This is a genomic window from Caballeronia arationis, assembly GCF_001544975.2.
GTDB lineage: Bacteria > Pseudomonadota > Gammaproteobacteria > Burkholderiales > Burkholderiaceae > Caballeronia > Caballeronia arationis.
In genome coordinates this window covers 1-674 of the sequence record NZ_FCOG02000571.1, presented here as the reverse complement: position 1 = coordinate 674, position 674 = coordinate 1, and the positions used below count along the sequence as shown (strand labels likewise).

At 56.4% G+C, this 674-nt stretch carries 1 protein-coding gene; it reads left to right on the top strand.

Features of this window, described 5'->3' with window-relative positions; translation table 11 throughout:
- Window positions 1-167: 167 nt before the first annotated feature.
- On the top strand, window positions 168-674 hold a 507-nt coding region (locus AWB81_RS43915), incomplete at its 3' end, for a reverse transcriptase domain-containing protein (RefSeq protein ID WP_268811816.1).

Here is a 674-nt window from a genome sequence, read left to right as displayed (position 1 = left end):
GGATTGGAGCGAAGAAGCGAATCCATAAGCGACTTCGTATTCGGCACAGGAAGTCTTAGCGCCCTCGTAGTACTGATGACGCCGGGGAACGCCGCTCAAGCGGACCCGGTCGATGGGAAGTGGGGCGTCGTTGTTGCAGAATCGTTCATGGGAAACACGGAGGTGCTTTGAAACCTGAAAGCGTGTCAACGAAACAGGAACGAATAGCCATGCTGGCGAGAAGTGATCCCGAGATGGCGTTCACCTCGTTAAATCATTACATCGACTTTGAGTGGGTGCGGTATGCCTACGACTGTACGCGCAGGGATGGTGCCGTCGGGGTTGATGGTCAGTCCGGAGAGGATTATGCAGTCAATCTCACGCAGAATCTTCTTGGGCTCGTCGACCGGCTCAAGTCAGGCCGATACCGCGCGCTGCCAGTCCGTCGGCATTTCATCGCCAAGGCGGACGGCAGTCTTCGTGGGCTCGGCATTCCCGCTTTCGAAGACAAGGTGGCGCAGCGCGCCATTGTTATGCTTCTGGAGCCGATCTATGAACACGACTTTCTCGACTGTTCTTTCGGTTTCCGACCCGGTCGCAGTGCTCACGAGGCGCTGCGGTCCGTGTGGAAGGGGATTATGTATCGCGGTGGACAGTGGGTGCTTGACGTTGATGTACGGAAATACTTTGACAGC